The following is a 22,873-nucleotide window of genomic DNA, read 5'->3' on the forward strand; positions in this document are numbered from 1 at the left end:
CCGCCTTCGCGGGGGAGCACGATGGCATTCATGCCTTGAACATCCTGTGGCGCGGTTCCTGCGAACGCGGTAAGGCGGCGGCATGACCAGCTATTCGCGCCTGGCCGCCGTCGCGGCGGCCGCCCTGCTTCTGTCCGGCCCCGCCGCCGCGGCCGAGAAGCGCTATGGCCTCACCAGCTTCGAGACGATCGAGGTCGGCGCCGACGTCGATGTCGAAGTGGTGTCGCGCGCGCCGGTCAGCGCGGTGGCGACGGGTTCGGCCGACGCGCTCGACCGGCTGACCCTCGAAACCCGCGACGGGCGGCTGGTGATCGGCGAAAAGAAATATGCGGGCGACGAGAACCGCCGGACGCCGCCGGGCGCGGTGACCATCCGCGTCAACGCCGCGAACCTGCGCGCCGCGACGCTCGCGGGGGCGGGATCGCTGAAGATCGATCGCCTCAAGGGCGCGCGCGTGACGATCGGGCTGCGCGGGCCGGGGCGGGTGAGCGTCGACGCGATCGATGCCGACCGGCTGAGCGTCGCGATGATCGGCAACGGCACGATGACGCTGGCCGGCAAGGCCAAGCAGGGGCAGATGACGCTGTCGGGCGCGGGCATGGTCGACGCGGGCAGGCTTTCGGTCGACGCTCTGGTCAGCGACAGCGAGGGCGCGGGCGATCACATCTTCAATGCGGTGAAGACCGCGGCGGTGACGACGCGCGGCGTGGGCAAGACCGTCGTACTCGGCCGCCCCGCCTGCACCGTGCGCAACCTCGGCAGCGGGACGGTAAGCTGCGGGGCGGGGAAGTAGCGGCGGCGGGTTTCGGCCGGAGGCGGACATGATCTCACATCGTCATCCCGGACTTGATCCGGGATCCATTCATCTGGCGCTGAGAGAATGAATCCCGGATCAAGTCCGGGATGACGAAAGTAGCTGGGAATGGCCGCTTCCCACCCCAAAGCGGGCGGCCCGTCCTGCGCTCAGGTTCCCGGCGTCAACCCGCCGCCCCAGCCAGCCCGTCGACCTTTTTCGACTGTTTGACGATCAGCCCCGGAAAGAAGCGCGCGAGGCGTGACAGGCGTTTGGCCATCTTGCCGACGGTGACGTGCACCCTGGCGCCGTGAACCGCCTCCCACGCCGCCTCGGCGACGCGTTCGACGGGGACGATCTCGAACCCGCTGGACGACAGGCGGTCGCGTGCGGGCTCGTTGCTGTCGGCGGCGACCTGGTCGAGCAGCGGGGTGTCGATGAAGCCCGGCATCAGCGAACGGACCTTGATGCCGTGTTTGGCGAATTCGATTTCGAGCGCTTCGGTGAGGCCCCGCACCGCGAATTTGGTCGCCGAATAGACCGCGAGCCCGGCGACGCCGTAAAAACCCGACGCCGAGCCGGTGTTGAGGATCGTCGACCCCGGCGTCGCGCGGAGTAGCGGCAGCGCGCTGTGGATGCCGTTGACGACGCCGCCGAAGTTGATCGCGATCAACCGGTCGGTCTCCTCCGGCGGCATGTCGGCGAACTGGCCTCCCGTCCCGATTCCGGCGTTGTTGAACAGGACGTCGAGCCGTCCGCCGCTCGCTTCGGCAAAGGCAGCCAGAGCAGCCTCCCACTGGTCGCGGTCGCGCACGTCCATGATGTGGCGCGACGAGGCGCCCTCGGGCAGCAGCGCCGCGGTCTCGTCGATCCCCTGCGCGTTGACGTCGGCGATGCCGACGAACCAGCCCTCTGCGGCGAAATGGCGCGCGGTCGCGCGGCCGATTCCCGAACCGCCGCCGGTGATGAAGATCGCCTTTCGTGCCACGCCCGCTCTCCCTTACATTTATGTCAGCACCAGATGGTGCGAAGCCGGCCGGCGCGTCAAGCCGCAATCGCGGCTTGGCAAGGGGCGGGTGGCGTCGCTATCAGGGCGGCGATGTTTCGCCTGCGCCTGATGTTCCTGACCTTGCTGGCCTTTTGCCTCGGCACCGCGCTTCCCGCGGAGGCGGCGGTGACGGTCAGCTTTTACAGCCATGATTTTGGCGACCGCTTTCCGCACGCCTTCATCACGGTCAAGGGCACGCTCGACGGCAGCGGGCAGGCGGTCGACAATAATTTCGGCTTCACCGCGAAGAATGTCAGCCCGGCGATCCTGCTCGGGTCGGTGAAGGGCTATGTCCAGACGTCGAAGGCCGATTATATCGCCAAGAGCGACCGCCAGTTCAGCGTCACCGTCGACGACGCGACCTATGCCCGGCTGATCGCGAAGGTTCGTGAATGGCAGGACCGCAAACAGCCGAGCTATAGCCTGAACAAGGCGAACTGCGTCCATTTCGTGATGGAACTGGCCGAGGTCGTCGGGCTGAAGGTCGATCGCAAGAGCAAATTCTTCAAGAAGCCCAAGAGTTTCCTGCTGGAAGTGAAGGGGTTGAATCCGGGGCTGGGGTGACGGGGATACCCCTCTCCCGCTTGCGGGAGGGGATGGGCGGGGCGTTCCTCGGTCTCACCCACGCCCGCCCGCGCGCTTCCTCTGGACGCCGCGGCCGTTTCACCCTATGTTCAGGGAACGGGGAGCAATAATCTGCGCTCCCGACGTGTTGAGGGGCGATTCTTGCGGCTGTTGCTGACTCTTTTGGCGTTGCTCACCGGGTTTGCCACGGCGGACCGGGCTATGGCCGCGCCCGCCGTTCCGATGGCGATGGGGTCGCTGGTCCTGCTCGCCGAAAGCACGGGCAAGGCCGACACCGGCGACAGCGAACACCGCCCCGTCGCCACCACCCCCACCCGCCGCTCGAGCAGCAGCGGTGTCAGCGGCGGCAAGCCGCGCAAGGCGGCGCCGCCGCATCTTCCCGGCCTGTTGACCGGGGTCGACCGCGCGCTCGAATAGCCGCACCGGCCGGCGCCCTTGCCCGGGCCGCTTCCCTGCGTTCGCGCGGGGATTTTCTTTATAGACCGCGCGGCATCTTCGCCGCCCCGATCGCATCGAAATCCAAGGAAATTCCCTATGTTCGGCAGTCTTGCCAAGAGCCTGTTCGGCTCGTCCAACGAGCGTTACGTCAATTCGATCCGCAAGATCGTCGCCAGGATCAACGCCTTCGAGCCCGAGCTCGAAGCCTATAGCGATGAGCAGTTGCAGGCGCAGACGCAGAAATTCCGCGACCGGCTCGATGCCGGCGAAACGCTCGACGATGTGCTGCCCGAAGCCTTTGCGACGGTCCGCGAGGCGTCGAAGCGCACGCTCGGCATGCGCCATTTCGACGTCCAGATGATCGGCGGCATCGTCCTCCACCGCGGCGAGATTGCCGAGATGGCGACCGGCGAGGGCAAGACGCTGATGGCGACGCTGCCCTGTTATCTCAATGCGCTCGAGGGCAAGGGCGTCCATGTCGTCACCGTCAACGACTATCTCGCCAAGCGCGACGCCGAATGGATGAGCGCGGTCTATGGCTTCCTGGGTCTGACCACCGGCATCATCGTCCCCAACCTCAACGAGATGCAGCGGCGCGAGGCGTATAACAGCGACATCACCTATGCGACGAACAACGAGCTGGGGTTCGATTATCTGCGCGACAATATGAAGTTCGACCGCGCGCAGATGGTCCACCGCGAGTTCAACTTCGGCATCGTCGACGAGGTCGATTCGATCCTGATCGACGAAGCGCGCACGCCGCTGATCATCTCGGGCCCGACCGACGACAAGTCGGAGCTGTATATCCGCGTCAACGAGGTCGTGCACCAGCTCGTCGAAGAGGATTATGAAAAGGACGAGAAGGCGAAATCGATCAGCCTGACCGAGGACGGCACCGAGCATGTCGAGCGATTGCTCGAAGCCGCGGGGCTGCTCCAGGGCAGCAACCTCTACGACATCGAGAACACCCAGGTCGTGCATCACGTCAATCAGGCGCTGAAGGCGATCGTGATGTTCAAGCTCGACACCGACTATATCGTCAAGGACGGCAAGGTCGTCATCATCGACGAATTCACCGGCCGCATGATGGACGGCCGCCGCTGGTCCGACGGCCTGCACCAGGCGGTCGAAGCCAAGGAAGGCGTCCAGATCGAGCCCGAGAACCAGACCCTCGCGTCGATCACCTTCCAGAATTATTTCCGCATGTATCCCAAGCTGTCCGGCATGACCGGCACCGCGGCGACGGAAGCGGCCGAATTCTTTGAAATCTACAAGATGAACGTCGTCACCATCCCGACCAATCGCCCGATCGCGCGGCAGGACGACGAGGATGAATTCTACAAGAATATCACCGACAAGTTCGGCGCGATCGCGCGCACGATCCGCGAGGCGCAGGAGCGCGGCCAGCCCGTGCTCGTGGGCACCGTGTCGATCGAGAAGTCGGAATTGCTGTCGTCTTTCCTCGAAAAGGAAAAGGTCGCGCACAGCGTCCTCAACGCGCGCTTCCACGAGAGCGAGGCGCATATCGTCGCGCAGGCGGGGCGCGCCGGCGCGGTGACCATCGCGACCAACATGGCGGGCCGCGGCACCGACATCAAGTTGGGCGGCAGCGAGGAATTCCGCATCGAGGACGAGCTGAAGGACGTGCCCGAAGGCCCCGAACGCGACGCCGCGATCGCGCGCATCAACGAGGAAGTCGCCGCCGAGCGCGAAGCCGTGCGCGCCGCGGGCGGGCTGTTCGTGCTCGCGACCGAGCGCCACGAAAGCCGCCGCATCGACAACCAGCTGCGCGGCCGTTCGGGGCGCCAGGGCGACCCCGGCCTGTCGAAATTCTACCTGTGCCTGGACGACGATCTGCTGCGCATCTTCGGCCCCGACACGCTGTTTTCCAAGATGATGAACAAGAATCTGGAGGACGGCGAGGCGATCGGGTCGAAATGGCTGTCGAAGGCGATCGAGACCGCGCAGAAGAAGGTCGAGGCGCGCAACTACGACATCCGCAAGCAGGTCGTCGAATATGACAACGTCATGAACGACCAGCGCAAGGTCGTCTATGAACAGCGCGGCGAGATCATCGACAGCGAAACCGTCGACGACGTGATGGCCGAAATGCGGGCCGAGACGGTGAATGCGATCATCGCCGACGCCTGCCCGCCGGGCAGCTATCCCGAGCAATGGGACGTCGAGGCGATCAAGGAGCGCGTCGCCAACGTTCTCGACCTGGCGCCGCCGATCGACGACTGGATGCAGGAAGACGAGCTCGACCCCGAAATCTTCGAGGGGCGCATCCAGGAACTCGCCGACGCCGCGGCCGCCGGCAAGGCGGCGCAGGTCGATCAGGACACCTGGCATAATGTCGAGAAATCGATCCTGATCCAGACGCTCGATCATCATTGGAAGGACCATCTCTCGACGCTCGACGCGCTGCGCCAGGCGATCTTCCTGCGCGCCTATGCGCAGAAACAGCCGATCAACGAATATAAGCAGGAGGCGTTCGCGCTGTTCGAGCGGATGCTCCAGAATATCCGCGAGGATGTGACGCGCACCGTGGCGCGGATCGATTTCCAGTTCCAGGAACCCGAGCCCGCGGCGCTGCCTGACCTGCCCGATTTCCTGACCAACCACATCGACCCCTTCACCGGCGAGGACAACAGCGCCGACATCGATGCGGGCGAACTGGGCGTGATCGCCAACACGCTGCCGCCGATGCAGGCGCCGCGACCCGACCTGCCCGAGGGGGAAAATCCCTATGCGGCGCTGGAAATCAGCCGCAACGCGCCGTGCCCGTGCGGGTCGGGGCGCAAATACAAGCATTGCCACGGGGTGCTTTGACGCCTGCCGGTCCTTATCCTAATCGTCATCCCGGCGAAGACCGGGATCTCGACCTTGCGTTCATAAGCACCGGTGAGATCCCGGCTTTTGCCGGGATGACGGGATAGGGGGATAACCATGACCAGCCTCGCTGCCTTCTTCGGCCTGACCGCCCTGCTCTATGCCGCGGTCGGGTTCGGCGGCGGGTCGACCTATACCGCGCTGCTGCTGCTCGGCGGGGTCGCGGTGGGGCTGGTTCCGGCGATCAGCCTGGCGTGCAACGTCATCGTCGTCACCGGCGGAACGATCCGCTTCGCGCGCGCCGGGGCGATGCCGTGGGCAAAGGCGCTGCCGCTGATTGCGGTCGCGGCGCCAATGGCCTTTCTCGGCGGGCTGACGCCGGTCAAGCAGGGCGTGCTCGTCGTCCTGCTCGGCCTGTCGCTGCTCGCCTCGGCGCTCGCGCTGATGTTCCAGCCGCAGGCGGCGAAGCCCGTTGCGCTGCCCGCGAAGCTGTTGCTGCCGATCGCGGCGGGAATCGGCTATCTTGCGGGTGTCGTCGGCATCGGCGGCGGCATTTTCCTCGCCCCGATCCTCCACCTGATCCGTTGGGCCGAGGCGCGCTCGGTCGCCGCGACGGCGAGCCTGTTCATTCTCGTCAATAGCCTGTTCGGGCTGACCGGCCAGCTCATCAAGGGCAAGGGCGGCGCGATGCTCGACGCGATCGCGGGGCATTGGCCGCTGCTGATCGCGGTGCTGATCGGCGGCGCGATCGGCACCCAGCTTGCTGTCCGCGCCGGCGGCGCGACCCTGATCCGGCAGCTGACCGCGCTGCTCGTCGGGTTCGTGGGGGTGCGGCTGCTGTTCGGCTTCTAGCCAATAGCTCCTCCTGCGGGTTCAAAATGGCACCGACCGAAGATGGGCTCCCGCCTTCGCGGGAGCACGGAAGCATTTTCAATTAGTTGGAATGTTTTGACCCATCTTGCCTTCCCGCGCGGCGGTGCTAGCATCCTCTCCATAAGCTTGACGGCCGCGTAGCCAGACAAGCGACGCAGCAGGCAGGAATGAAGGGGCCGCGCACGCCCGACCATCGCGTGCGGCCGGACCGTTGGCATGTTGCGTGGAAAGGGCTGGGGCATTTCCTTTTTCGACGAGATGACAGGACAGACGGGCGAGGTCCGGTCGCCCTATCGCGACTATCACGACTGGTTCGCGCAGGAGGACGCGGCGCGCATCCAGCGCAAGACGCAGCAGGCCGAGGCGTTTTTCCGCACCACCGGCATCACCTTCAACGTTTACGGACAGGATGAGGCCGACGAGCGGCTGATCCCCTTCGACGTCGTGCCGCGCATCATCTCGGCGGGCGAATGGCGGCGGCTGTCGCGCGGGATCGAGCAGAGGGTGCGGGCGCTCAACGCCTTCCTCCACGATATCTACCACCGGCAGGAGATTTTGCGCGCCGGGCGGGTGCCGACCGAGCTGATCGCGCGCAACGAGGCGTTTCTGCCAATGATGATGGGGATGGACCCGCCGGGCGGCGTCTATACGCACATCAGCGGCATCGACATCGTGCGCACCGGCGCCGACGAATTCTATGTGCTCGAGGACAATGCCCGCACCCCGTCGGGCGTCTCCTACATGCTCGAAAATCGCGAGACGATGCTCCAGATGTTTCCCGAGCTGTTCGCGCGGATTTCGGTGCGTGAAGTGAGCGATTATCCGCTCAACCTCTTGAAATCGCTTTCGGCCTGCGCGCCGCCGCAATGCGCGGGCACGCCCACGGTCGCGGTGCTGACCCCCGGCATCCACAACAGTGCCTATTTCGAGCACAGCTTCCTCGCCGACCAGATGGGCGCCGAACTGGTCGAGGGACACGATTTGCGCGTCGTCGCGGGCCGCGTGCAGATGCGGACGACGCAGGGCTATCGCCCGATCGACGTGCTGTATCGCCGCGTCGACGACGATTTCCTCGACCCGCTCAATTTCCGACCCGACTCGCTGCTCGGCGTGCCCGGCATTTGGGACGTCTATCGCGCCGGGGGCATCACCATCGCCAACGCGCCGGGAACGGGGATCGCCGACGACAAGGCGCTCTATAGCTATATGCCCGACATCATCGAATTTTATACCGGCGAAAAGGCGCTGCTTCCCAATGTGCCGACGTGGCGCTGTTCGGAGGCGGAGCATTTGAAGGAAGTGCTCGACCGGCTGCCCGAGCTGGTGGTGAAGGAGGTCCACGGGTCGGGCGGATACGGGATGCTCGTCGGACCGGCCGCGAGCAAGAAGGAGATTGCCGCGTTCCGCAAGAAACTGGAGGCCAATCCGGGCAATTATATCGCGCAGCCGACGCTGTCGCTGTCGACCGTGCCGATCTTCACCAAGGCGGGGCTGGCGCCGCGCCACGTCGACCTGCGCCCCTTCGTGCTGATGTCGCCGCAGGGGATCACGATCACGCCGGGCGGGCTGACGCGCGTCGCGATGACCCGCGGGTCGCTGGTGGTCAATTCGAGTCAGGGCGGCGGGACCAAGGATACATGGGTGCTGGAGGATTGATGGGGATGGCCGCCATCTCGCGTGCGCGCTCTGGTCCCCTCCCGCCTGCGGGAGGGGATGGAGGTGCGCCCATGCTAGGGAAAACCGCCGGCAGCCTCTACTGGATGGCGCGCTATCTCGAGCGGAGCGAGAATAATGCCCGCCTGATCGACGCGGGGTTCCGCATCGCGCTGACGCGGTCGAACACCGCCGAGGCCGAATGGCGGTCGGTGCTGGTGACCGCGGGGCAGGACGGCCGGTTCCGCCAGGCGCATGGCGAGGATTACAGTTCGCAGCGCGTCGTCGATTTCATGCTGCGCGACCCCGCCAATCCGTCGAGCATCCTGTCGGTCATCAAGCAGGCGCGCGACAATGCCCGCACCGCGCGCACCTATCTGACCCGCGAGGTGTGGGAGGCGGTCAATACGAGCTGGATGACGCTGGGCGCGCTGCTCAAACGACAGGTGCGCAAGGACGACCTGCCCGACGCGCTCGCCGCGATCCGGCGCCAGAACGGGCAAGTGCGCGGCGCGCTGACCGGGACGATGCTGCGCAACGACGGCTTTCATTTCGCGCAGCTCGGCACCTTCCTCGAGCGCGCCGACAACATTGCGCGCATCCTCGACGTCAAATATTATCTGCTGCTGCCGTCGGTCGCGCATATCGGCGGCTCGATCGACAATGTGCAGTGGGAGACGATCCTGCGTTCGGTGTCCGCGCACCGCGCCTATCGCTGGCTTTATGGGGCGGAGATCAGCGCGCTGAAGATCGCCGAATTCCTGATCCTCTATCGCCAGCTTCCGCGTAGCCTGGCCTTCTGCTGCGAGCGGGTGGAGGAGCATCTGGGGCAGATCCAGCGCGGCTATGCCGAAGAAACCGAGGCGGGGCGGATGGCCGCGGCGCTGTGCCGCGACCGGCTGTCGGCGCCGATCCAGGCGATCTTCGACGGCGGGCTGCACGAATATCTGAGCGGCTTCCTCGGCGCCACCGGCGCGCTCGCGCGCCAGGTCGAGCGCGATTACCGGTTCGTGGAGTGACGATGAGACTGCGCGTAGATCATAGCACCCATTATCAATTCGACGGCCATGTCGCCTATGCGCTCCAGCAGCTTCGCCTGACGCCGAAGGAGCGGCCGGGGCAGCAGCTCATCCACGACTGGACGATCGCGATCGAGGGGGGCGAGCGGCAGCTCCATTATTCCGACCATCATGGCAACGGCGTCGACCTGGTGTCGGTCGGGGGCGGCGTGCGCGAGCTGACGATCCGTTGCACCGGCGAGGTCGAGCTGGTGACGTGGGACGGGGTGATCGGGCCGCATCGCGGCGTGATGCCGCTGTGGACCTTCCTTCGTCCGACGCCGCTGACGCGCGCGGGGCGTGGGGTACGCGCGCTGACGGCGCAGCTGGGGCGCGATTACGCGTCGGATATCGAACGCGCCCACGCGCTGTCGGTGCTGATTCTGGATAAATTGCCCTGGCGCGCCGGGATCACCGATGCCGAGACGACCGCCGAGCAGGCGCTGGCGGGCGAGGGCGGGGTCTGTCAGGATCACACCCATATCTTCATCGCCGCGATGCGCCACCTCGGCCACCCGGCGCGCTATGTCTCGGGCTATCTGATGATGAACGACCGCACGCAGCAGGATGCAACCCACGCCTGGGCCGAGGCGTATTTCGACCACATCGGCTGGATCGGCTTCGACGTCAGCAACGGCCATTCGCCCGACCAGCGCTATATTCGTGTCGCGACGGGGCTCGACTATCGCGATGCGGCCCCGGTTCGCGGGATGCGCTATGGCGCGGCGCAGGAAAATCTGGTTGTCCAGTTGCAGGTCCAGCAATAAGCGGACGGGAACCGGGCGGGGGAACAGGATTCGATGACCTATTGCGTTGGTATGCGGCTCAACAAGGGACTGGTGTTCATGTCGGACACCCGCACCAATGCGGGCGTCGACGATATTTCGCAGGTCCGCAAGATGCGAAGCTGGCATGTGCCGGGCGAGCGGGTGATCACGCTGATGTCGGCGGGCAATCTCGCGACGACGCAGGCGGTGGTCAGCCTGCTCGACGAGCGCACCAAGGCGCCCGCCGACCGGCATCCGTCGATTCTTGCCGCGCCGTCGATGTTCCAGGTCGCGACGATCATCGGCGAGACGCTGCGCGGCATCGTCACCCGCTATGGCGTCGAGGGGCCGGCGGCGGAATCGATCTTCCGCGCCTCGCTGATCGTCGGCGGCCAGATCAAGGGCTCCGAGCCGCGCCTGTTCATGATCTATCCCGAGGGGAATTTCATCGAATCGGGCGAGGACAATCCCTTCTTCCAGATCGGCGAAACCAAATATGGGCGTCCGATGATCGTGCGCTCCTATGATCCGGTGATGTCGTTCGAGGATGCGGTGAAATTGCTGTGTGTCTCGTTCGATTCGACGATCCAGGCGAACGCCGGGGTCGACCTGCCGATTGACCTCAAGGTTCACGAACGCGACGATTTCGTGAGCGTGCGCGAACGGCGGTTCGAGCGCGACGACCCCTATTACCAGAGCGTCGCCGACGGCTGGGCCGAGGCGCTGGGGATCGCGCTGGCGGAATTGCCGGATTTTCATTTCTGACCGACCGAAATTGAGGAAATAGGGCCGCGTGTCCCCGCGAAGGCGGACGCTCACAGCATTTATGGTCTGATGACGCTATATTGGCCCACTTCGTCATTGCGAGCGAAGCGAAGCAATCCAGGGCGGTTTACGCACGCTCTGGATTGCCGCGTCGCTTCGCTCCTCGCAATGACGATGCCTGCGATGCCATCCCGCTTAAATCGAGGGAAGTTATCTATTCTTCCGCCCCTCGATCAGCCCGTCGACCAGACTCGGGTCCGCCAGCGTTGACGTATCCCCCAGCGACCCGAAGTCATTCTCCGCGATCTTGCGGAGGATGCGCCGCATGATCTTGCCCGAGCGCGTCTTGGGGAGCGCGGGGGTCAGGTGGATGTGGTCGGGGGTCGCGATCGGGCCGATTTCGGTGCGGACCTGCTGCTTGAGCGCGGCGGCGACCGCGTCGGTCGGCTCGACCCCGGCGTTCAAGGTGACATAGGCGTAGATGCCCTGGCCCTTAATGTCGTGCGGGAAGCCGACGACCGCGGCCTCGGCGACCAGATCGTGGAGCACCAGCGCGCTTTCGACCTCGGCGGTGCCCATGCGGTGGCCCGAGACGTTGATGACGTCGTCGACTCGCCCGGTGATCCGCCAATAGCCGTCGCCGTCGCGGCGGCAGCCGTCGCCGGTGAAATATTTGCCCTTGTAGGTCGAAAAATAGGTCGCGGCAAAGCGGTCGTGATCGCCGTAGAGCGTGCGCGCCTGCCCCGGCCAGCTATGCGTGATGCAGAGATTGCCCTCGGCCGCGCCGCCGCTCTGTTCGTCGGCGAGCACCACGCCCTCGGCATCGACGAGCTGCGGACGGACCCCGAAGAAGGGGCGCCCGGCGCTGCCCGGCTGCATCGCGTGCGCGCCGGGCAGGGTGGTGATCATGATGCCGCCGGTTTCGGTCTGCCACCAGGTGTCGACGACGGGGACGCGGCCCTTGCCGACGGTCTGATGATACCAGCGCCATGCCTCGGGGTTGATCGGCTCGCCGACGCTGCCGAGCAGGCGGAGCGAGCCAAGATCGTGGCGCGTCACATAATCGTCGCCCTCGCGCATCAGCGCGCGGATCGCGGTCGGCGCGGTGTAGAGGATGTTCACCTGATGCTTGTCGACGATCCGCCAGAAACGGTCGTGGTCGGGATAGTTGGGCACGCCTTCGAACATCAGGCTCGTCGCGCCGTTCTGAAGCGGGCCATAGACGACATAGCTGTGGCCGGTGACCCAGCCGATATCGGCCGAGCACCAGAAGATCTCATCCGGCCGGTAATCGAAGCCATAGAAGAAGGTCGAGGCGACCCACACCGCATAGCCGCCGACGGTGTGGAGCACGCCCTTGGGCTTGCCGGTCGAGCCCGAGGTGTAGAGGATGAACAGCGGGTCCTCGGCCCCCATCGGCTCGCACGGGCACTCGGTGCCGACATCGGCCGACAGTGCGTCGTACCAATGGTCGCGGCCTTCCTGCATCGCGACGTCGCCGCCGGTGTGGGCGATGACGAGCACCGCCTTCACGTCGATGCGTTCGAGCGCCTTGTCGACATTGGCCTTGAGCGGAATGGTCTTGCCGCCGCGCAGCCCCTCGTCGGCGCAGACCACCCAATCGCTGCCGCAATCCTCGATCCGGCCATGGATCGCCTCGGGCGAGAAGCCGCCGAAGATGACGCTGTGGACCGCGCCGATGCGCGCGCAGGCGAGCATCGCGACCGCGCCCTCGGGGATCATCGGCATATAGATGGTGACGCGGTCGCCCTTCCGGACCCCCATCTTGTTGAGCGTGTTGGCGAAGCGGATGACGTCGGCGAGCAGCGCGGCATAGCTGATATGGCGCGTCTCGCCGTCGGGCGCGTCGGGCTCGAAGATGATCGCGGTGCGGTCGCCATGGCCGGCGGCGACATGGCGGTCGACGGCATTGTGGCAGAGGTTGAGGACGCCATCCTCATACCATTTGATATCGACCGGATCGAAGGACCAGCCGGCGATTTTCGTCGGCGGCGTCACCCAGTCGAGGCGCTTCGCCTGTTCGGCCCAGAAGGCGTCGGGATCGGCGATGCTCTCGGCATAGAGGCGGTCGTAATCGGCAGCGGTGCAATGGGTGTTCGCGGCAGCGTCGGCGGGAACGGGGACGAAGGGTTCGGAGGGGGGCAATTCGGACGACACGGCGACTCTCCCAATGGGCTTTGCTTTGCTCGTTTGAATCGATAACCCGCGAGCCACAAACTGCAAGGGCGTGGAGGATTATGCTTCTCGTCATGCCGGACCTGATCCGGCATCCGCCTTTGCCTTCGGAAAGGCAGACCCCGGATCAAGTCCGGGGTGACGAGGAAGGAATTATGATGACGGCCATCGGCGAAGAAGTCGGGCGTCTGCTGGATGTCCTGGGTGTCGACCGCACCATATGGACCGACGGATCGATGCCGGCGCTGACCCCGCTGACCGGCGAACAGGTCGGGATGGTGCGGGTCGCCGACGCCGCCGATGCCGATGCGGGGCTGAATCAGGCCGTCGCGGCGTTCCGCGCCTGGCGCGCGGTTCCGGCGCCGCGCCGCGGCGAACTGGTGCGGCTGTTCGGCGAGGAACTGCGCGCCGCGAAGGACGATCTGGCGGCGCTGGTGACGATCGAGGCCGGCAAGATTCCGTCCGAAGGCGCGGGCGAGGTGCAGGAGATGATCGACATCTGCGACTTCGCGGTCGGGCTGTCGCGCCAGCTTTACGGCCTGACCATCGCCACCGAGCGGCCCGGGCACCGGATGATGGAGGTCTGGCACCCGCTGGGCGTGGTCGGAGTGATTTCGGCCTTCAATTTTCCGGTCGCGGTGTGGGCGTGGAATGCGGCGCTGGCGCTCGTCTGCGGCAACAGCGTGGTGTGGAAGCCATCGGAGAAGACGCCGCTGACCGCGCTTGCCGTGCAGGCGATTTTCGCGCGCGCGGCGGCGCGGTTTGGCGATGCGCCCCAAGGCTTGTCGCAGCTTCTGATCGGCGGGCGCGAGGTCGGTGAGGCGCTGGTCGACGATCCGCGCGTCGCGCTCGTCTCCGCGACCGGGTCGACGCGGATGGGGCGCGCGGTCGCGCCCCGCCTTGCCCAGCGCTTCGCGCGCGCGATCCTCGAGCTTGGCGGCAATAACGGCGTGATCGTCGCGCCCTCGGCCGACCTCGACCTCGCGCTGCGCGGCGTCGCCTTCGGGGCGATGGGGACGGCAGGGCAGCGCTGCACGACGACGCGGCGGCTGTTCCTCCACGATCGCATCTACGATGAGTTCGTCGCGCGGCTGAAGGCGGCTTATGCCAGCGTCGCGGTCGGCAACCCGCTGGCGGGCGAGGTGCTCGTCGGGCCGCTGATCGACCGCGCTGCGTTCGAGGCGATGCAGGAGGCGTTGGCGGCAGCGCGGGCGGCAGGCGGTATCGTGCATGGCGGCGAACGCGTGGGCGAAGGGGCGAGCTTCTATGTCCGCCCGGCGCTGATCGAGATGCCGGGGCAGGTGGGGCCGGTGCTGGAGGAGACGTTCGCCCCGATCCTCTATGTGATGCGCTACGACGATCTGGACGCGGCGATCGCGCAGCATAATGCGGTCGCGGCGGGGCTGTCGTCGGCGATCTTCACCACCGACCTGCGCGAGGCCGAACGCTTCCTCGCGGCGAGCGATTGCGGCATCGCCAACGTCAATCTCGGGACGAGCGGGGCCGAAATCGGCGGCGCGTTCGGCGGCGAGAAGGAGACCGGCGGCGGGCGCGAGAGCGGGTCGGACGCGTGGCGCCAATATATGCGCCGCGCGACGAACACGATGAATTATTCGGATGCGCTGCCGCTGGCGCAGGGGGTGTCGTTCGACCTCTGAAGATCCTCCCCGGAACGGGGAGGGGGACCATGCGAAGCATGGTGGAGGGGCACGGGCGAGTCGGTTTGGCCTCGATAGAAAGCAAAAGGACGCACCTGCCCGTCCACCGCCCTCCCCCAAGGGGGAGGATCAGCTTGCCCGCCAGCCGAAGCCTTCGTCGAGCGCGACAATCTGCCCGCTCGTCCCCACCGGCTCCGCTATCCCATCGGTCAGGAATGCCAGCATCGCGGCGTCGCTCACATCGACATGCGCCAGCGTGCGCTGCCCCTCCGGCGTGCGCGCCACGACGACGCCGGCCTTCGGCGCACCGTCGCGGCCGTAGAAGACCGTGTAGCTCTCGATCGTCGCCGGCCCTGCATAATCCTCGACCAGCTCGGGCACGGGGCCGCGCTTTGCCTCGGCTTCGGCCTGATAGTCGAAATCCTGCGGGAAACTCGCTGCGGCGATCGGCCGGTTGCCCAGCACGATGCAATGATTGTCGGTCGCGAAGCCGCCGTTGGCGAACAGGAAGCCGTATCGGCCTTCGCTGCGCAGCTTCTCGACCATCGAGACTATGGCATGGCTCATATAATTGGCGATCGGCCCGCCGCCGAAGGTCAGGCCGCCGAAAACGCTCGCGGGGCGGTCCCACGGCCAGCCGAGGATACGCCGCGCCATCTTCGGCACGCAGGGGAAGCAACTGTAAAGTTCGACGCAGTCGAAATCCTCGACTGTCATGGCGTTGAGCGCGAGGGTGCGCGTGATCGACGTCTCCATGCTGACGCTGCCGTCGTAGCGGTCGCGGCGGAGGATGCTTGCGGGTTCCTTCGCCGCGGCGCCCATGCCGACATAGATCAAGCGGTCCTCGGCGATGCCGCGGCGGCGCGCCTCGGCAAGGCTGGCGACGAGGAAGCCCGCGCCCTGATTCACCGACGAATTGGCGACCATCAGCTTCGAATAGGGAAAGGCGATCGGGCGGTTGCGCTCGTCGACCTTCAATATGTCGGCCGGGCTCGCGGGCTTCCTGATCCACGCGCCGGGGTTTTCGGCCGCGACCTCGGAAAAGCGCGACCAGATTTCGGCGCTTTCGAACTGCGCGTCCTCAAGGCTCTGCTCCCACGCCGCGCGGGTCGCATTCTCGTAGAGCGGATAGACGTCGACCGGCGCCGACAGCCCATGCTTCTGCGCATAATTGGGTTCGCGGCGGGTCGCGACCTGACGCACGGCGTTATAGCTCTTGTCCTCACCGCTCGCGGCCTTGGCGGCGCGGCCGGCGGCGGTGCGCAGCGCTTCGCCGCCGACGATCGCCGCCAGTCTGACTTCGCCCGCGCCGATGCGGTTCGCGGCCTCGTTGAGCAGGCGCACCGGCGTGTCGCCGTGCGGCGCAGCGGACTGATAATTGATCGCGGGACTGGCGCCGATCGCCGCCGCCAGGGGTTCGCAGAGCTTACCGAGATGGTGAAAGCTGATCTGGTCGACGATCGCGAGGCTGTCGATCTCGGCGAGCGGCACGCCCGCATCCTCCGCCGCGACCTGCAACGCTGCGGCCATCAGGCCGAGCGAATCGAGCCCCTGATCGGGATCGTCGGGACGGTTATTGACCTGCCCGACGCCGATGATCACGGGAATGCGTTCGGGATCGGTCATCGCCATATCAACGCGCCTTCCAGACGGGCTTGCGCTTCTCGGCAAAGGCGCGCGGGCCTTCGCGGGCGTCCTCGCTCGCCATCAGTGCCTTGCGCTCGCGGCTGTTGTCGGCCCAATGCGCGTCGTCGCCCGCGATCTGCCCGTCCTGCATCCTCAGCGCCACGCGTTTCGACGCCTGCACCGACAGCGGTGCATTGCCCGCGATCTTCTCGGCGAGCGCGATGGCGGTCGGCATCAACTCGGCGAGCGGCACGACGCGGTTCGCGAAGCCGTAACGCAGCGCGGTCGCGGCATCGAAGGGATCGCCGGTCAGCAGATGCTCCATCGCCAGCTTCGGCGGCAGCTGCTTGACGATGCGGAAGGCGCCGCCCGCCGCCGCGAACAGTCCGACCTTGACCTCGGGGAGGCCGAACTGGGCGTTTTCGGCGGCGACGATCAGGTCGCACATCAGCGCGAGTTCGCAACCGCCGCCAAAGGCGAAGCCGTTGACCGCGCCGATCACCGGCTTCGAGATCGGATGCGCGGCAAAGCCGCCGAAGCCCCACGCCTGCTGCGCCTTGTCGTCGGGGGCCAGCGCGCCGCCGCGCGACAGCGCGACGAGGTCGGCCCCCGCGCAGAACGCCTTGTCGCCCGCGCCGGTGACGATGACGACACGGATGTCGGGGTCGGCCTCGGCTTCGTCGAGCGCGGTGCCGATGCCGACATGGACCGCGGCGTTGACCGCGTTGCGCGCCTCGGGCCGATTGATCGTGATGGTCAGGATATGGCCGTTGCGTGTCGTGAGGACGGCGGGCTCGGCGGTGTCGGTCATGCGAATCTCTCCCTTTCGGGCGAGTATCGGCGCGAGTTGACGTTTACGTCAACTGTAATCCTCCCCGGCACGGGGAGGGGGACCATGCGAAGCATGGTGGAGGGGCAGGCGCGTCAAAGGGCTCGACTGCGATGGCAAGGTAAACCGGTGGTGCCCCTCCACCACCTTCGGTGGTCCCCCTCCCCGTGCCGGGGAGGATTGGTCAGATCGACTGCCCGGTCTTCGCCCAGTCGGCGAGGAAGCCTTCGATGCCCTTTTCGGTGAGGACATGCTTGAACAGGCCTTTGATCACCGAAGGCGGCGCGGTCATCACGTCGGCGCCGATCTTCGCGGCTTCGAGCACATGGATGCCGTGGCGTACGCTCGCGACGAGGATTTCGGTGTCATAGGCATAATTGTCGTAGATCAGGCGGATGTCGGCGATGAGCTGCATCCCGTCGAAGCCATTGTCGTCGTGGCGACCCACGAAGGGCGAGACGAAGGTCGCGCCCGCCTTCGCCGCGAGCAACGCCTGCGTGGCCGAGAAGCACAGAGTGACGTTGACCATCGTGCCGTCGCCGGTCAGCGCCTTGCAGGTCTTGAGCCCGTCGATCGTCAGCGGCACCTTGATGCAGACATTGTCGGCGATCTTGCGGAGGATTTCGGCCTCCTTCATCATCGTCGCATGGTCGAGCGCGACGACCTCGGCCGACACCGGGCCATCGACGATCGCGCAGATTTCCCTGGTCACTTCCTTGAAGTCGCGGCCCGACTTGGCGATCAGCGACGGGTTGGTCGTCACCCCGTCGAGCAGGCCGGTCGCGGCGAGTTCCTGAATGTCGGCGATTTCGGCGGTGTCGGCGAAGAATTTCATGGCGCGGGCGTTCCTGCTGGATGGGTGATTCGGGTGCTGCTGATCCCCTAGAGCAAGACGTGCGTAAATTGAACCATCGCTACCCTTCATCGTCACCCCGGACTTGATCCGGGGTCCCGCTTTTCGCCGTCGCTGAGCGGGACCCCGGATCAAGTCCGGGGTGACGATGGTGGGAAATTACTGGCGTTCGTTTTTTGTTCCGTTTAAGCGCCGACCATGGCCAAAGCGAAACGCCAATATGTCTGCCAGAATTGCGGCGCCGTCAGCTATCGCTGGCAGGGCCAGTGCGCCGATTGCGGCGAGTGGAACACGCTGGTCGAGGAGGCGACGGAAACCGTCTTTTCGGCCAAGCATGACCTGTCGCGCGGCGGGCGCACGCTGGCGCTCGAAACGCTCGACGCCGCCAGCAAGATGCCCGACCGGATGCTCTGCGGCATCGCCGAGTTCGACCGGGCGCTGGGCGGCGGCTTCGTTGCGGGGTCGGCGACGCTGATCGGCGGCGATCCGGGGATCGGAAAATCGACGCTGCTGCTTCAGGCCGCGGGACGGCTGGCGAAGGCGGGCAAGTCGGTCGTCTATATCAGCGGCGAGGAAGCGGCCGCGCAGGTGCGGCTGCGCGCGCAGCGGCTGGGGCTCGGCGATGCGCCGGTGGCGCTGGCGAGCGCGACCTCGGTGCGCGACATCCTGGCGACGCTCGATAGCAGAACCGCCGATTTCGTCGTCATCGATTCGATCCAGACGATGCACAGCGATCTGATCGACAGCGCCCCCGGCACCGTGAGTCAGGTCCGCGCGAGCGCGCAGGAGCTGATCCGCTACGCCAAGGACAGCGGCGCGGCGATCGTGCTCGTCGGCCATGTCACCAAGGACGGGACGATCGCAGGGCCGCGCGTGCTCGAACATATGGTCGATACCGTGCTGGCGTTCGAGGGCGAGCGCAGTCACCTCTACCGCATCCTCCGCGCGGTGAAGAACCGCTTCGGCGGCACCGACGAGATCGGGGTGTTCGCGATGGGCGAGGAGGGGCTGGGCGAAGTCGCCAACCCGTCGAGCCTGTTCCTGACCGACCGCGGCCGTGACGTGCCGGGATCGGTGGTTTTCCCGGCGCTCGAAGGCACGCGGCCGGTGCTGGTCGAGGTGCAGGCGCTGACCGTTCGCCTCGCGAGCGGGGCGACCCCGCGCCGCGCCGTCGTCGGCTGGGACAGCGGGCGGCTGGCGATGGTGCTCGCGGTGCTGGAGGCGCGCTGCGGGCTGCAGATGGGCGCGGCCGAAGTCTATCTGAACATCGCGGGCGGCTATCGCCTCACCGATCCCGCCGCCGACCTCGCGGTCGCGGCGGCGCTGATCTCGGCGTTCAGCGAGCGGCCGGTGCCCGCCGACGCGATCGTTTTCGGCGAATTGTCGCTGTCGGGCGAAATCCGCCCTGTCGCCCATGACGCGCTGCGCCTCCGCGAAGCGGCGAAGCTCGGCTTTTCGAGCGGTTGGGGGCCGAAGGGGATGAAGGGCGTGAACGGGATCGGCGTCACCGGCTTTGCCCGATTGGGCGAACTGGTTGATCTGATGCTCGGGCGTGCCGGGGGCGATTGACCGCTTGCCCGGCTGTTCGCCTGCCGATCGCCTCTTGCAAAATCCGTGTGTCCCCGCGAAGGCGGGGACCCATCACCGGGCGGCGCGTGTTGCCCGGGCGGATGATGGGTCTCCGCCTTCGCGGGGACACGCCAGCTTTTTACTCTTCGCCCAAGGATGGCCGCACACGTGTCCAATCTGACCGCCCTCGACATTCTCGTGCTCACGCTGGTTGGCGGCGGCGCCGTGCTCGGTTTCCTGCGCGGGCTGGTGCAGGAGGTGACGTCGCTTCTCGCCTGGGTCCTCGCGATCCTTGCGGTGCGCTTCTTCCATCCAGCGGTCACCGATTTCGTCGCGCGCTGGATCGAGGCGCCCGGCGGCGCGGCGATGCTGGCCTTCGTGATCCTGTTCGGCGGGGTGTTCGCGCTCGCCAAATGGGGATCGCGGACGATGGGGCAGCGCAGCCGCGCTTCGCTGGTCGGCGGCTTCGATCGCGGGCTCGGCGCCGGCTTTGGCGCGGTCAAGGGGCTGATGGTCGCGACCCTGCTCTTCATGGCCGCGACTTTGCTTTACGACATCGGCTACGGCAATGCGCAGCGCCCCGGCTGGATGGCGGACAGCCGCACCTATCCGGCGCTGAGCGCGACGAGCGCAGCGCTGAGCAAGGTGATCGCCGAGCGGCGCGCCGAAGCCCGGTCGGCGCAGGCGGACGCCGACAGGCAGGCCGCGAGCGCGCCATGAGCGGCGCGCTCTACAACCGCGACATATTGGCGCTCGCGGTGGGGTCGGCCGATTTTCCGCCGCGCGAGGACGCGCGGCACCGCGTGTCGGCGCGGGCGCCCTTGTGCGGCAGCGCGATCCTGCTCGATGTCGACACCGACGAGGGTGGCCGGGTGAGCGGCATCGGTATGCATGTCGAGGCGTGCGCGCTGGGGCAGGCGTCGGCGACCCTGCTCGCGCGCCACGCCGCGGGCCGGAGCCTCGCCGAAATCCGCGCCGCGCGCGCCGCCATCGCGCGCTGGTTCGCGGGCGAAGGCGGACTGCCCGACTGGCCGGGCTTTGATCTGCTCGCCGCCGCGCGGGACTATCCCGCGCGGCACGGCGCGATCCTGCTCCCCTTCGACGCCGCGGTCGCGGCGCTCGAGGGACAGGCGGCGCCGGCATGAGCCTGACGGGTCTCGCGGCGGGCGCGGCCGCGGCCGTGAGCGAAACCGCGACCGACGCCGCGCTGCTCGAAGGCGCGATCCTGCTGGGCGTCGCGACCTTGTTCGTGCTGCTCTTTCGCCGCCTCGGCCTCGGCGCGGTGCTCGGCTATCTGATCGCCGGCGCGCTCGTCGGGCCGCACGGGTTGGGGCTGGTCGGCGGCGCCGAATCGAAGCTCGCCTTCGCCGAGATCGGCATCGCCTTCCTGCTCTTCCTCGTCGGCCTCGAACTCCACCCGCGGCGGCTCTGGGACATGCGGCGCGCGATCTTCGGGCTTGGGCTCGCGCAGGTCGTCGTCACCGGGTTGATCCTTGCCGGGCTGATCTTCGTGACGCTGGGTTTCAGTTGGCAGGCGGCGCTGGCGCTCGGCCTGCCGCTCGCGCTGTCGTCGACCGCGCAGGTGCTGCCGAGCCTCAAAAGTTCGGGGCGGATCAACTCGCCCTTCGGCGAAAAGGCCTTTTCGATCCTGTTGTTCCAGGATCTCGCGATCGTGCCGATGATCACGATCATCGCCGCGCTGTCGCGCGCGCCCGCTGACCCCTCGGCGCCGCCGGGCTGGCAGATGGCGCTGACGACGGTCGGCGCGATCCTGATTCTCGTGCTGGTCGGTCGTTTCGTCGTCAATCCGCTGCTCCGCCTCGTCGGCCGCTATGGCGAACGCGAATTGTTCGTCGTCGTCGGGTTGCTTGCGGTGCTGGCGAGCGCGGCCTTCATGCACAGTCTCCACTTGTCGACCGCGCTGGGGGCGTTCATCGCGGGGGTAATGCTCGCCGATTCGCCGTATCGGCACGAGATCGAAGCCGACGTCGAGCCGTTCCGCCTCGTCCTGCTCGGCCTCTTCTTTCTCGCGGTCGGGATGGTGCTCGACGTCGGCGTCGTGATGCAGCGGCCTTTGCTGGTTCTCGCGCTCGCCGCCGGGCTGGTCGCGGTCAAGACGGCGGTGCTCACCCTGCTTGTCCGCCTGTTCGGCAAGCCGTGGAGCACGGCGCTCGGCCTTGGTCTGCTGCTCAGCCAGGGCGGTGAGTTCGGCTTCCTGCTTTTCACCCAGGCGGCCGATGCCCTGCTCGTCGCGCCCGCGGCGGCGAGCCTGTTCAGCGCGGTCGTGACCCTGTCGATGATGACGACGCCGTTCCTGATGCTGTTCGCGCGCAATCTGGAATATTCGCCGGGGAGCGAGGCCGATCTCGACGACCCCGAAAATGCGCCGCGCGGGTCGGCGCTCGTCATCGGTTACGGCCGTTTCGGGCAGATCGTCGCGCAGATGCTCCACGCGGTCGATTGCTCGGTGACGCTGATCGACAAGAAGCCGAGCCAGATCGAACTGTCGGGGCGTTTCGACACCAAAGTCTATTTCGGCGACGGGCTGCGCATCGACGTGCTGCGCCGCGCGGGCGCCGAGGAGGCACGGCTGATCATCTTCTGCACCGACGACCGCAGCATCGACGCCGCCGCGCTGGCGCCGGTGGTCGAGGCGTTCCCCGATGCGCGCGTGCTGGCGCGGGTGTTCGACCGGCGGCAATTGCTGGCGATCGACGGCGCGGGGACCGTGGGCGCGGTGCGCGAGGTGTTCGAAAGCTCGATCGCGCTCGGCGCGATGGCGCTGCAGCAGCTCGAGGTCGCGCCGCGCGAGATCGAGGATGTCGAGCTGGCGCTGCGCCAGCTCGATGCCGAACGGCTCGGGATGCAGATCAGCGAAGGCGATCTCGGCGCGGGGCGCGACTATCGCTTCGTCGCGGGCGGCGGACGGCAGGCGGCGAGCGTGCTGGAAGCGCTGCGCGAGCGACGCGCGGCGGCGAAACGCGCGCGCGAAGAGGCCGAAGCCGATCAGGCGGCCTAGTCGCGCTGCCCGGTCGTCGCGAAGCCGCGGGGCCATTTCCAAAGTTCAGGAAAGTTCAGCCCTGTGCGCGCCCCGGTTTGGACCTCGCGGCGTGCTCATGCGTCCGGCACGCCCCGCCATGACCGCACCCGCGAGTTAGGCGGCGACCTTCTTTTTGTTCACCAATGAAAGAACCGGATGAAGGCTGGCATAGCCCGATAATGTAGGAAAGGCCTAATTTAGGCGATGTCTGCTTTGGGGTGGTGAGCGGACGTAACCGATCCTCCCCGGCACGGGGAGGGGGACCATGCGAAGCATGGTGGAGGGGCACC

The 22,873-nt window shown here is 66.8% G+C and carries 19 protein-coding genes; 14 read left to right on the plus strand and 5 right to left on the minus strand.

Annotated features, from left to right (window positions below):
- The first annotated feature begins 82 nt into the window (after positions 1-82).
- Entirely contained in the window at positions 83-793 is a 711-nt protein-coding gene (locus OJI97_RS10295) for a head GIN domain-containing protein (protein WP_297663206.1), read from the plus strand.
- 184 nt (positions 794-977) lie between these two features.
- Here OJI97_RS10295 and OJI97_RS10300 read toward each other — a convergent pair whose 3' ends face one another.
- Positions 978-1,781 (minus strand): SDR family oxidoreductase, encoded by an 804-nt coding sequence (locus OJI97_RS10300; RefSeq protein WP_297663207.1) that lies wholly within the window; start codon positions 1,779-1,781, stop codon positions 978-980.
- Between the two features lie 111 nt (positions 1,782-1,892).
- Here OJI97_RS10300 and OJI97_RS10305 point away from each other — a divergent pair, with 111 nt between their 5' ends.
- The 8 genes from OJI97_RS10305 (at position 1,893) to OJI97_RS10340 (ending at position 10,812) form a co-directional block, all read left to right on the plus strand.
- Positions 1,893-2,405 carry a hypothetical protein gene (locus tag OJI97_RS10305; RefSeq protein ID WP_297663208.1) on the plus strand — a complete coding sequence of 171 codons (513 nt, stop codon included), beginning with the start codon at positions 1,893-1,895 and terminating at the stop codon, positions 2,403-2,405.
- A gap of 222 nt (positions 2,406-2,627) precedes the next feature.
- Entirely contained in the window at positions 2,628-2,843 is a 216-nt protein-coding gene (locus OJI97_RS10310) for a hypothetical protein (RefSeq protein WP_297663210.1), read from the plus strand.
- Between the two features lie 117 nt (positions 2,844-2,960).
- Entirely contained in the window at positions 2,961-5,696 is a 2,736-nt protein-coding gene (secA, locus tag OJI97_RS10315; protein ID WP_297663211.1) for a preprotein translocase subunit SecA, read from the plus strand.
- 117 nt (positions 5,697-5,813) lie between these two features.
- Complete coding sequence (locus OJI97_RS10320; protein WP_297663213.1) at positions 5,814-6,548, plus strand: sulfite exporter TauE/SafE family protein; 735 nt, start codon at positions 5,814-5,816, stop codon at positions 6,546-6,548.
- A 237-nt stretch (positions 6,549-6,785) separates the two neighbouring features.
- Positions 6,786-8,225, plus strand: coding sequence for a circularly permuted type 2 ATP-grasp protein (locus tag OJI97_RS10325; RefSeq protein WP_297663215.1), 1,440 nt, complete (start codon positions 6,786-6,788; stop codon positions 8,223-8,225).
- Positions 8,226-8,296: 71 nt separating this feature from the next.
- On the plus strand, positions 8,297-9,241 hold the full coding sequence (locus OJI97_RS10330) for an alpha-E domain-containing protein (protein WP_297663216.1): 945 nt from the start codon (positions 8,297-8,299) through the stop codon (positions 9,239-9,241).
- Between the two features lie 2 nt (positions 9,242-9,243).
- A complete protein-coding gene (locus OJI97_RS10335) occupies positions 9,244-10,047 on the plus strand; it encodes a transglutaminase family protein (RefSeq protein ID WP_297663218.1) in 804 nt (267 codons plus the stop codon).
- Positions 10,048-10,080: 33 nt separating this feature from the next.
- Positions 10,081-10,812, plus strand: coding sequence for a peptidase (locus OJI97_RS10340; RefSeq protein ID WP_297663220.1), 732 nt, complete (start codon positions 10,081-10,083; stop codon positions 10,810-10,812).
- A 210-nt stretch (positions 10,813-11,022) separates the two neighbouring features.
- Here the strand turns inward: OJI97_RS10340 and acs are convergent, their stop codons facing one another.
- Positions 11,023-12,990, minus strand: coding sequence for an acetate--CoA ligase (gene acs / locus OJI97_RS10345; protein ID WP_297663221.1), 1,968 nt, complete (start codon positions 12,988-12,990; stop codon positions 11,023-11,025).
- Positions 12,991-13,163: 173 nt separating this feature from the next.
- On the opposite strand from acs, the gene OJI97_RS10350 reads away from it, so the two are divergent.
- Complete coding sequence (locus OJI97_RS10350; protein ID WP_297663222.1) at positions 13,164-14,666, plus strand: aldehyde dehydrogenase family protein; 1,503 nt, start codon at positions 13,164-13,166, stop codon at positions 14,664-14,666.
- Between the two features lie 129 nt (positions 14,667-14,795).
- On the opposite strand, the gene OJI97_RS10355 is transcribed toward OJI97_RS10350, so the two are convergent.
- The 3 genes from OJI97_RS10355 to fsa all read right to left on the minus strand — a co-directional run bounded on the left by OJI97_RS10355 (position 14,796) and on the right by fsa (position 17,956).
- Positions 14,796-16,298 carry an acetyl-CoA acetyltransferase gene (locus tag OJI97_RS10355; RefSeq protein WP_297663223.1) on the minus strand — a complete coding sequence of 501 codons (1,503 nt, stop codon included), beginning with the start codon at positions 16,296-16,298 and terminating at the stop codon, positions 14,796-14,798.
- 1 nt (position 16,299) lies between these two features.
- Positions 16,300-17,103, minus strand: a complete 804-nt coding sequence (locus OJI97_RS10360) for an enoyl-CoA hydratase-related protein (protein ID WP_297663225.1) — start codon at positions 17,101-17,103, stop codon at positions 16,300-16,302.
- 202 nt (positions 17,104-17,305) lie between these two features.
- The gene (fsa, locus tag OJI97_RS10365; protein ID WP_297663226.1) at positions 17,306-17,956 is read right to left on the minus strand and encodes a fructose-6-phosphate aldolase; all 651 of its coding nucleotides are present in this window, start codon (positions 17,954-17,956) and stop codon (positions 17,306-17,308) included.
- A gap of 216 nt (positions 17,957-18,172) precedes the next feature.
- On the opposite strand from fsa, the gene radA reads away from it, so the two are divergent.
- The 4 genes from radA to OJI97_RS10385 all read left to right on the plus strand — a co-directional run bounded on the left by radA (position 18,173) and on the right by OJI97_RS10385 (position 22,562).
- Positions 18,173-19,543 (plus strand): DNA repair protein RadA, encoded by a 1,371-nt coding sequence (radA, locus tag OJI97_RS10370; protein ID WP_297663227.1) that lies wholly within the window; start codon positions 18,173-18,175, stop codon positions 19,541-19,543.
- Positions 19,544-19,711: 168 nt separating this feature from the next.
- On the plus strand, positions 19,712-20,263 hold the full coding sequence (locus tag OJI97_RS10375) for a CvpA family protein (RefSeq protein WP_297663228.1): 552 nt from the start codon (positions 19,712-19,714) through the stop codon (positions 20,261-20,263).
- Positions 20,260-20,688, plus strand: coding sequence for an iron-sulfur cluster assembly scaffold protein (locus OJI97_RS10380; RefSeq protein WP_297663229.1), 429 nt, complete (start codon positions 20,260-20,262; stop codon positions 20,686-20,688). Before OJI97_RS10375 ends, OJI97_RS10380 begins: the two co-directional genes overlap by 4 nt.
- On the plus strand, positions 20,685-22,562 hold the full coding sequence (locus OJI97_RS10385; RefSeq protein WP_297663230.1) for a monovalent cation:proton antiporter-2 (CPA2) family protein: 1,878 nt from the start codon (positions 20,685-20,687) through the stop codon (positions 22,560-22,562). The genes OJI97_RS10380 and OJI97_RS10385 overlap by 4 nt, the downstream gene beginning before the upstream one ends.
- The last annotated feature ends 311 nt before the right edge of the window (positions 22,563-22,873 follow it).

Origin of the sequence: Sphingopyxis sp., assembly GCF_025869345.1 — a bacterium.
Classification (GTDB): Bacteria; Pseudomonadota; Alphaproteobacteria; order Sphingomonadales; family Sphingomonadaceae; genus Sphingopyxis.

Excerpts from the sequence above, each read along its gene's own strand:
- OJI97_RS10295 (WP_297663206.1), top strand. The coding sequence starts at position 83 with ATGACCAGCTATTCGCGCCTGGCCGCCGTCGCGGCGGCCGCCCTGCTT.
- OJI97_RS10305 (WP_297663208.1), top strand. The coding sequence starts at position 1,893 with ATGTTTCGCCTGCGCCTGATGTTCCTGACCTTGCTGGCCTTTTGCCTC.
- OJI97_RS10310 (WP_297663210.1), top strand. The coding sequence starts at position 2,628 with ATGGCCGCGCCCGCCGTTCCGATGGCGATGGGGTCGCTGGTCCTGCTC.
- secA (WP_297663211.1), top strand. The coding sequence starts at position 2,961 with ATGTTCGGCAGTCTTGCCAAGAGCCTGTTCGGCTCGTCCAACGAGCGT.
- OJI97_RS10320 (WP_297663213.1), top strand. The coding sequence starts at position 5,814 with ATGACCAGCCTCGCTGCCTTCTTCGGCCTGACCGCCCTGCTCTATGCC.
- OJI97_RS10325 (WP_297663215.1), top strand. The coding sequence starts at position 6,786 with ATGTTGCGTGGAAAGGGCTGGGGCATTTCCTTTTTCGACGAGATGACA.
- OJI97_RS10330 (WP_297663216.1), top strand. The coding sequence starts at position 8,297 with ATGCTAGGGAAAACCGCCGGCAGCCTCTACTGGATGGCGCGCTATCTC.
- OJI97_RS10335 (WP_297663218.1), top strand. The coding sequence starts at position 9,244 with ATGAGACTGCGCGTAGATCATAGCACCCATTATCAATTCGACGGCCAT.
- OJI97_RS10340 (WP_297663220.1), top strand. The coding sequence starts at position 10,081 with ATGACCTATTGCGTTGGTATGCGGCTCAACAAGGGACTGGTGTTCATG.
- OJI97_RS10350 (WP_297663222.1), top strand. The coding sequence starts at position 13,164 with ATGATGACGGCCATCGGCGAAGAAGTCGGGCGTCTGCTGGATGTCCTG.
- OJI97_RS10355 (WP_297663223.1), bottom strand. The coding sequence starts at position 16,298 with ATGGCGATGACCGATCCCGAACGCATTCCCGTGATCATCGGCGTCGGG.
- OJI97_RS10360 (WP_297663225.1), bottom strand. The coding sequence starts at position 17,103 with ATGACCGACACCGCCGAGCCCGCCGTCCTCACGACACGCAACGGCCAT.
- fsa (WP_297663226.1), bottom strand. The coding sequence starts at position 17,956 with ATGAAATTCTTCGCCGACACCGCCGAAATCGCCGACATTCAGGAACTC.
- radA (WP_297663227.1), top strand. The coding sequence starts at position 18,173 with ATGGCCAAAGCGAAACGCCAATATGTCTGCCAGAATTGCGGCGCCGTC.
- OJI97_RS10380 (WP_297663229.1), top strand. The coding sequence starts at position 20,260 with ATGAGCGGCGCGCTCTACAACCGCGACATATTGGCGCTCGCGGTGGGG.
- OJI97_RS10385 (WP_297663230.1), top strand. The coding sequence starts at position 20,685 with ATGAGCCTGACGGGTCTCGCGGCGGGCGCGGCCGCGGCCGTGAGCGAA.